General features: G+C 60.4%; 8 protein-coding genes. 6 read left to right on the top strand and 2 right to left on the bottom strand.

Going from position 1 to position 8,419, the window contains the following annotated elements:
- Window positions 1-610: 610 nt before the first annotated feature.
- Both Q0R23_RS11535 and Q0R23_RS11540 read right to left on the bottom strand, forming a co-directional pair.
- On the bottom strand, window positions 611-1,492 hold the full coding sequence (locus Q0R23_RS11535) for a hypothetical protein (protein WP_293913180.1): 882 nt from the start codon (window positions 1,490-1,492) through the stop codon (window positions 611-613).
- The gene (locus Q0R23_RS11540) at window positions 1,470-1,907 is read right to left on the bottom strand and encodes a hypothetical protein (protein ID WP_293913182.1); all 438 of its coding nucleotides are present in this window, start codon (window positions 1,905-1,907) and stop codon (window positions 1,470-1,472) included. The genes Q0R23_RS11535 and Q0R23_RS11540 overlap by 23 nt, the downstream gene beginning before the upstream one ends.
- A 27-nt stretch (window positions 1,908-1,934) precedes the next feature.
- Between Q0R23_RS11540 and Q0R23_RS11545 the strand changes: the two genes are divergently transcribed.
- The 6 genes from Q0R23_RS11545 (at window position 1,935) to Q0R23_RS11570 (ending at window position 8,346) form a co-directional block, all read left to right on the top strand.
- Complete coding sequence (locus tag Q0R23_RS11545; protein WP_293913184.1) at window positions 1,935-3,602, top strand: M3 family metallopeptidase; 1,668 nt, start codon at window positions 1,935-1,937, stop codon at window positions 3,600-3,602.
- 804 nt (window positions 3,603-4,406) lie between these two features.
- Complete coding sequence (locus tag Q0R23_RS11550) at window positions 4,407-5,522, top strand: hypothetical protein (protein ID WP_293913186.1); 1,116 nt, start codon at window positions 4,407-4,409, stop codon at window positions 5,520-5,522.
- Window positions 5,523-5,592: 70 nt separating this feature from the next.
- Window positions 5,593-6,270: a cytochrome c biogenesis protein CcdA gene (locus Q0R23_RS11555; RefSeq protein ID WP_293913188.1), complete on the top strand. Its 678-nt coding sequence runs from the start codon at window positions 5,593-5,595 to the stop codon at window positions 6,268-6,270.
- 2 nt (window positions 6,271-6,272) lie between these two features.
- Window positions 6,273-6,932: an ATP-binding cassette domain-containing protein gene (locus Q0R23_RS11560; protein ID WP_293913190.1), complete on the top strand. Its 660-nt coding sequence runs from the start codon at window positions 6,273-6,275 to the stop codon at window positions 6,930-6,932.
- A gap of 30 nt (window positions 6,933-6,962) precedes the next feature.
- Window positions 6,963-7,649 (top strand): heme exporter protein CcmB, encoded by a 687-nt coding sequence (locus tag Q0R23_RS11565; protein ID WP_293913192.1) that lies wholly within the window; start codon window positions 6,963-6,965, stop codon window positions 7,647-7,649.
- Between the two features lie 55 nt (window positions 7,650-7,704).
- Window positions 7,705-8,346, top strand: coding sequence for a hypothetical protein (locus Q0R23_RS11570; protein WP_293913193.1), 642 nt, complete (start codon window positions 7,705-7,707; stop codon window positions 8,344-8,346).
- Window positions 8,347-8,419: the final 73 nt, after the last annotated feature.

Below are 8,419 nucleotides of genomic sequence, written 5' to 3' on the forward strand. Positions count from 1 at the left end.
ATAACAAACAATGCTTTTTTCATAATTCTCCTTCAATAATACAAGCCAATAAAGTATTTTAACGAATAATTTCAACAAAAAAGCTGTTAAACAGACCAAACGGACGAAATTTATTTACTCATACATCTTCAACATCGAACGGTATCAGCCATCTGCATCTGTCACCTCGCTCGCTTCTGGGTTGGGCAGCTATCTCGTCTGCTTGATTCAAAGTACCATTTGTTAAATGAGAATGTTGAGAACGCTTTTGTCATCGTGGTGCACACATAATTCAAGGACTAATTCCACTTTTGGGGATCAAAGTGGCCGAAACAGTGCAAATAAATTGTTGAACCGGGTAGAACGGATGACTGGCAATGAATTGGAGCAGTAATGAGTGGAGCGCTGAACAGGTCGGAGATGGGTGCTGTTTAAGCCCGTCACCGGGCTGACCAAACTACTTCGCCGTCTAAAGATCAGTGGTGAAACGCTGTTTCTGTCTGTCCCAGAAGGCGTCGCGGGCTGGCCGTGAACAAACTCAACTGACCGCTGAGTTCTCCACACCAAGAGCCTAACCCAGACCTCCAAAATCCGAAGCGACTTTGACCCGACACGCTTGTGAAAAAATTCTTTAGCCCGCTCCCCAGAGGCTGCCCAGGCGCAAATCCATGAGCTGGTACACGAAAAATGCCGCGATGAACGCCGCACGGGAGCGACTCGAAGAAGTCATGGCGTAGCCCAGGCAGGCGAACTGGGCCGCAAGCGGGGCAACGGGCAGCAGGGTGTAGGCGGTGGCGAAAAAGAACAGCAGACTGGCCTCGCGCAGCCAGCGCCAGCGCTCCGGCAGCGGCGTCAGCAGAATCAGCACCACTAGCCCCTCGGTGATCTGGGTCAGTCGGGTCAGGAGGTCAGCCAGCGCGGCCAGGTCGGGCGGCATGATGAGCCTGGTCGGCCCCGTCCCTGGAGTATTCAGCAGCCGCTCAACCGCCCCCATGTTCTGCGCCAGCTCGCTACTGGTCAGGCTGGAGAGCGCCACGCCACTGTCTCCCAGCGGCTGCGTGGCGCTCAGAAAGTAGCGCATGGTCGCCCCGCTCTGGAAGTCGGGGGAAGCCAGCTTCCAGATGAAAGCGAACAGGAAGATGCCGCCCAGAATCCAGCGGGCACTCAGCGCCAGCAACCGCAGCCGGTCGTGGGCAAAGCAGCTCAGCAGCAGCGCCAGGGTCCAGTAAAACAGCGAAAAGGTGTGGTTGGCAATGAAGTACCAGTTCAGCGCAATCGACGAGCCGACCACCAGGCACACCGCCAGCCAGAACTGTTCGCGGCGCACCAGCGACGGAAACAGGCAGGCCAAGCCGAGCAACACCGGGTACAGGATGCTGTAAAACCAGGCGCCTTCCTGAAAGCGGACCATCGACAGCAGGGTCATGATTGAAACCACCCACAGCGGATCGAGCGAGGCGCACAGGCGAACGTAGGCCGATACGGGCGCGCTAAGGAGCGGCGCAAGGCGCACGGCTCACCTCCAGGCGCTTGACCAGCCGCATGGTCGATGTGGCCACCTCAAACTTGAATTCCCAGTACTCCAGCCGAAGGCGGGTGACGCCCGGATGCTGACCCAGAAACCGCTCGTTGCAGGCCAGGTAGTCGGCGAAGGCCGTGACCGCCGATCTGGACGGATTCAGGCGGACTTGCGTAACCCGCGCCTTCAGCCGGTCAGTCAGTTGAACCTGGGTCCACCCTTCCCGGAGCACGTACACCCGCAGCACCTGCCCGCGCTCGTCGTTGATATCGGCGTACATGCCGAAGCCCCCGCCGCGCCACGACGACAGGGGTTCATGCTGCCAGCGCCACAGGTAGGCGGTGGCCACCACGCACAAAACGGCGGCTGGGAGCAGTGCCAGAAGGTAATCTAGACGACCCTGAGTCATCAGTTTACGTGGCGAGGATAGTAAGATATGACCGCTTTCACAGCCGAGGCTATGTCCACACTGGACAGTCAAGCGGCGGCGCTGCTGGCTGACCTGGCAAGCTTGCAGGCGACGTCGGTGACGGCCAGCACGCTGGATGAATGGCTCAGGACGTATAGCACGATTAAAGGCGAGTGTCAGACCTTCTGGATCACTCACTACGCGGCAACGAAGCGCGACACGACTGATGAGCAGGGCCAGGCTGCCTACCACCGGCTGATGAGCCACTGGATGCCGCAGATCGAGGCGTTCGATGCGCCGCTGGCTCAAAAAGCGCTGGACGCAGATGAGGGCGACCTCAATCCGAATATCGCACTCAAGCTGAAAGCCGATCTGACCGGGCAGGCGTCCGAGCGGCTGCGAGAGCTGCTGGCTGAGGAACGACTGCTCAGCACCCAGTACGATGTCATTACCGCCGGGCGGCGGGTGTACTTGGGTGGCGAGGAATTGCTGATGCAGCAGGCCAGAACCCGTCTGGGTGTCGCGACAACCAGCAGCGAACGCGAGGCGATCTGGAAAGCGATGGAGCAGGCGACGCTGGCGGCCACGCCTGAGCTGGATGCCCTCTTTCTCGACCTACTGCGGATTCGGCGTGAGATCGCGGCGGAGGCCGGGAAAGCCAATTACGCGGAGTACATCTGGGACCATTCCGTCCGCGCCTTCACCATGGCTGAAGCCGTTCAGATGCTCGACGACATCGCCGAGGTCTTCGCCGACCTGACCACTCAGGTCGACCGTGACCGGGCGGTTCAACTGGGGATAGACGAGCTACGCCCCTGGGACGTGGAGGCGAAAGTCGTGCCTGCCGCCGATGCCACCCTGCCGGTGAAAGATTACATTTCTCTGGCAGAACGAGTGATGGACGGTATAGACCCGGAGTTCGGCAATGTGGTGCGCCATCTTAGAGCTGAAAACCGCTTTGACCTTGAGCCCCGACCTGGCAAATCGGGGACGAATATGGTCCTCCACTCCATGGCGACCAGCAGCTCAGAAATCGTGTGCAGTCTCGCTGGTGGGGCACTAGCATTTGGAACGGTGCTCCACGAACTCGGTCACACCATTCATTTTCACTACCTCGATTCCAACCCAAAAACCACATACTGGGATCGGGACGGTTTTATGGAGATCCTTGAGTTTTTTGCCTCGGTGTTTACTGATTTAGGCCGCTTTGAACAACTTAGTGCGTTTTCGCTGTCAAAGTCAGACCAGCGGTGGTACAAGTGGTCACTGGCCGAGAATATCTTGGCAATCTTGAGACTTGTGGATCAGGACTTTCGAATAGAGTCGTGGGTTTACCAGAAACCTTCCAAACTATCCACTGAAGACCTTGACACGCACTATCTTGAACTCTATAATCGCTCATCTGTCAACTGGACTGGTCACAAAGACACGCTCAAGAAGAAGTGGCAAAACCAATTCATCTTTATGTATAGCTTTTACAATATCGAATATGCCATGGCCGATATCGCCGCGCTGCTCTTCTCCAAGTCATATCAGGATGATCCCGTAGGTGCTGCTAAACGCCTCAAGAAAGCCATGCAGGTGGGCGCAACCTCAGGGTCGAAGGCGGTACTGGCCGAAGTAGACATTCAGTTCCCGTTCAGCAGAAAGCAAATCATCGAAGCACGTGATGTGTTGGCCAATTGGCTGGCCTAAGGAGACCTAGTTATGAAAAAACTCGCTACTTACCTGACACTGTTGGTCTTTGGATTAGGTATTGCCGCAACAAGCAACAGTTGTGCTAAAAACGAGGTGCCGATTAAAGCACAGAGCTGCTGTAGCTCCGTGATTATTACGATAGATAGGAATTAACAAATTAAAGGACAAATGGATATACATGAAATTGACTTAGCTTCGTCCCAGTTGTTTCAGGAGTGGTTTCTACGAGAAACTCAATCTGGAACAACTTCTTCACAAATCGCGTTGGCCCTCGAATCAATTGCCACAACAACAGCATTGATCCGTGCCCTGGGTGTTGCCTCCCGAAGTAATCTACCCGACTTCGAAAGCCTAACACAACAATGCCTCACGTCGGGTGACCCGCTAGCGTCTGAGATGGGGAAATGGCACTCCATTTACCGTCGCTCTCTCAAGATTATGCAGGAAGGCGGACCACAGATGCAGGTTCGCCTGTCAGAGATGAAAGGAGCATTGAGCTGGGGCCAACTTGCATTAGCTAAAATGCCTCAGTCAAATCTGGTCGTCGAAGGGCAAATCGGTATGCTCATTTCTTTGTGTCCTCTCCTTATAGCGGCGCAAAATTACCAAGAGGCTATTCAAATTGCCTCTCAATCTCTGTATCTTGCTGAGCAGTTGAGAGCACCTATGAGCATTGCATTGGCCCGCGCTATGCTCATCTGCTGCACCGCCAATGCTGGGCATACGAGGTCAACCATCGAACTTGTCGAGGCAGACCGTGGGTACTCGTTCCGGCAATCTGATAATTACACTGATCTGGAGATGTCTGCCGCGCTTTTTCGGCTAGGCAATTTTGAAGAAGGATCGTCGGTGCTCAGTGCCGTCATCGAGAGGTCCGACCAGTGGGGCCTGGGACGGTATCTGGACTTCAAGCAGCGCATCGAAGCCTTCTGGGGCATCGGCGGGCTCGACGGTCCCACTTACGCCACACCCCTCGGCGCCGCTCCTTCCGGCTGGCTCACCGAGGTGCCGCGTGCCCTGATGCGGGCCTACGGCACGCCCCGCGAAGGCAAGGAAGCTGCTGTCCGCGCCCGGCACTTCCTGAATGCCATTGAAATTTGCCAGGGAATAGAACATGACGGCACCGCCTTGCATCCCTGGCACCGCCTGTTCGCGCAGTGGGCGGCGGGTACGGCCCACCTGGGACGCGGTGAGTTCGCCGATGCGGCGGGTGTACTCGAACACGCCGAGCGGGTGGAGGCCGACTGGCTCGATATTCGCGTACTGGTGCTGGGCGCCGCACTGGAGCTGTCGCTGAGCTGGCAGGCCCCGGAGGGATTTTCGCCTGCCCGCTACGAGCACCTGCTGCGCCAGGTTTTCAGCGAAGCCGCAAACAGCCGCTACGCCTCCACAGCAGGGCTGGCCCGGCTGCTGCACCGCTGGCACCCGACCGCAGCGGCGTACCTGGCCCTGGCGCCTTATCCGATGCTGGCCTGCGCCTTTGCAACGCGCTCGGTCATGAAAGTCGGGCAGCAGAACTTCGTGGGCGAACTCCAGCTCCCCCCGGTGTACGCCTGTGACCTGATGCTCAGAGCGCTGGATTTCGACCTCCAGCCAGATTTCACCTTCGTACAGGGCGACGCTGGAGGGGGCCGTAAGAAGAAGAAGGGGTTGATGGGGCTCTCCGGCAGCGTTCCGGTCTGGCAACTTCCGGTGTCAGCCGTCAAACTCGCGTACGGCCTGATGCGCCATCAGAAGCCTGAGTATCAGGAGCGGGCCAGATCTGTTATCAGCGCCTACGGTATCCGCCCCCTGACCACTGCCTTCTACCCGATGCATAGTGTGGTAGACGCCGTGGAGAGCTGCACCACCAAGCTGCTGGACAACCACCTGACGCCCAGGGGATTTGCGGCAGAAATGAACGCTTTGAAATCCTGAGCGGCGCTGGGACCGCTCCACTCGGCTCACAGGGACGCCCGCCCCCACACCCCGGCGCTACACTCAGGCCATGACCAGCAGCGCCCCCAGCCTGACCATCGCCTTTCTGGCCGGGCTGATCTCGTTTCTGTCGCCCTGCGTGCTGCCGCTGGTGCCGAGTTACCTAGGCGTCATCGGCGGCAAGCGGGCGCCGCTGTGGCGGGCACTGGGCTTCATCCTGGGCTTCGGCACCGTGTTCATTGCGCTGGGCGCCACCGCCAGTGCGCTGGGCGCCGTGCTCTCGCCGCAAAAAATCCTGCTGGGCCGCCTGGCCGGGCTGCTGATTATCTTCTTCGGGCTGGGCATGCTGGGCCTGTTCAGAATCCCGCTGCTGATGCGCGACACGCGGGGCCTGGCCAGCGCCGACAGATACGGCCCGGTGGCGCTGGGCGCGGCCTTCGCCTTCGGCTGGTCGCCCTGCCTGGGACCGGTGCTGGGCAGCATCCTGGGCCTGGCGGCCAGCACCGCCAGCCTCGGCAGCGGCGTGGGCCTGCTGGCGGTCTACACGCTGGGTCTGGCGGTGCCGTTTTTGCTGGCCGCGCTGCTGTGGGAGCGGCTGGGGCTGCGGCGGCTGAACAAATACGCGGGCATCGTCGAGAAGGTCGGCGGCGCCATTCTGGTCCTGCTCGGCCTGCTGATGGTCAGCGGGCGCTTCACCTTGCTGGCGAGCTGGACATTCTCGGTGATGCCGGGCTGGCTGAGGCTGTAGGGTTGAGTTCACCGGAGCGTGCTGATAAAGACTTCGCCGTGCAGCTCCGGGGCGCCTGGCTGCGGCTGGGGCGCGAGGTGATCTTGCGCGGCGTCGATCTGGATGTGACATCAGGCGAGGGCCTGACATTGATCGGCGAAAACGGCGCGGGCAAAACTACCCTGCTGCGGCTGCTGGCCTCCAGCCTGCGCCTGACGCGGGGTGAGGGCCGCGTTCACGGCTTCGATCTGCGAGACAGCCGCTCGGTGCGCGAATTCGTGCATCTGATGCCGGTCGAGGGCGGCGCCTACCCGGACCTCAGCGCCGAGGAGAACCTGCGCTTTGCGCTGCGGATGCACCGACTTGAAGGCGACACCGGGGCGGCATTGCGGCGCGTCGGGCTGGAGAAGGCCGCCGGGCGCCGGGTCCGGTTTTTATCGGCGGGGATGCGCAAACGCCTGAGCCTGGCCCGCCTGAGTCTGCTGGCCCGCCCGCTGACGCTGGTAGACGAGCCCTTCGCCAATCTGGACCAGGCCGGGAGGCAGACCGCGCTGGACATTCTGAGCGAGGTGCGGCAGCGCGGGCAGACACTGATTCTGGCCGCCCACGAACCGGAACTGGCCGCCCAGGTCGCCAGCCGGACGCTGCTGCTGCGTGCCGGACTGCTGACGGAACAACGGTGACCACGGTGCAGTTATGAATACGGTGCTGGGATGAACGAAGCCTGGCAGGTCATGCTTACCGTCGCCCGCAAGGACGCGCTGCTGCTGGGGCGCACGCGGGATTCGCTGCTGGCCACCGCCTTTTACGCCGCGCTGGTGCTGCTGGTGCTAGGGCTAGCGCTGGGGCCGGACGACGCCAAGCTCAGGCCCGCCGCCGCCGGAGCGGTCTGGGCGGCGCTGAGTCTGTCGTCGGCCATCGCCTCCGGGCGGGCCTTCGCGCAGGAGCAGGAGGCCGGGGCGCTGGAGCAACTCACGCTCTATCCGGGGCCACACGGGGCGCTGTATCTGGGCAAGTGGCTGGGCATCTGGCTGCAACTGCTGGTGCTGGTGCTGATGGTGCTGCCGTTGGGCCTGCTGCTGTTCGGGGCGGCGGGGGGCGGTCAGGCGCTGCCCTGGCCCGCGCTGGGGCTGGTGGCCGTGCTGGGCGTCACCGGGCTGTCGGCGGCCAGCACGTTTTACGCGGCCATCACGGTCAACCTGCGTGCCCGTGAGGCGCTGCTGCCCGCGCTGGCCTTTCCGCTGCTGGTGCCGGTGGTGCTGTCCACGGTGAAGGCCACCGGTCTGCTCATCACCGGCGGCTGGAGCAGTGAAGTGGCCGCCTGGCTGAGCTTCCTGGCCGCGTTCGACGTGGGCACGCTGGTGGTCTGTACACTGCTGTTTCCCTTCGCATTAGAGTAAGGCATGAACGCCGCCGAGTACGAGGTGCTGCTGAATGTCTGGCTGTCGGAAACCATTGAGGACTACTCGCCGGACCAGCTTTCATGTCAGGGTCGAGCAGCAACCCGGCAGTACCTACCGCGTCCAGTATCACACCGACTGGGCGAGCGATTGGGACCGTGACGAGCACCGTGCCTTTCCGATCTTAAAATTTCTGGCCGGGCTGGACTTTGCACCAAAAATCACGAGCCTGATGCTCACGTCCGAGGATGAGGGCGTCAACGGTACACAGTCCTGGGAAGTCGAGCACATGCTAGGCGCGTTAACGGCCATCACCGGCCTTCAGGCCCTGGCCTTCCCGCTGAACACGCCGCAGCGGCATCACGGCATCATCGTGACGCACAACGACAGCTACGACGAGAACGGCGCCCTGGGCCTGATTTTAGGCGCCTGCCCGCAACTCCGGTCGCTCACGGCACCCAGCGCACCCGGCCCGCACTTCTTTGAGCGTGGGACGCACGGTTTGGAAGTTTTAAACCTGCAATCTGGTTACGATACCCAGCAATTCATCAAAAATCTGGCGACCTCAACCTGTTTTCCAGCGCTGCAATCGCTGACATTTCAGGACTACCACCAGACGTATATGGAGAACTACAAAGGGAAATGGTATCTGATTAGCGATGCAGGGGTGGTCGCGGTTCGAGCCGTGGGCGAGTAGACTCAGGCATGACCGGCGACCTGACCCGCGATGACCTGCTGGCGATCATCCGTCGGCAAGCGGAGCAGTTCGA

It is taken from the genome of Deinococcus sp., assembly GCF_025362455.1.
Classification (GTDB): domain Bacteria; phylum Deinococcota; class Deinococci; order Deinococcales; family Deinococcaceae; genus Deinococcus.

Coding starts and splice junctions, on each gene's coding strand:
- Q0R23_RS11540 (WP_293913182.1), bottom strand. CDS start 1,907: ATGACTCAGGGTCGTCTAGATTACCTTCTGGCACTGCTCCCAGCCGCC.
- Q0R23_RS11545 (WP_293913184.1), top strand. CDS start 1,935: ATGACCGCTTTCACAGCCGAGGCTATGTCCACACTGGACAGTCAAGCG.
- Q0R23_RS11550 (WP_293913186.1), top strand. CDS start 4,407: ATGTCTGCCGCGCTTTTTCGGCTAGGCAATTTTGAAGAAGGATCGTCG.
- Q0R23_RS11555 (WP_293913188.1), top strand. CDS start 5,593: ATGACCAGCAGCGCCCCCAGCCTGACCATCGCCTTTCTGGCCGGGCTG.
- Q0R23_RS11565 (WP_293913192.1), top strand. CDS start 6,963: ATGAACGAAGCCTGGCAGGTCATGCTTACCGTCGCCCGCAAGGACGCG.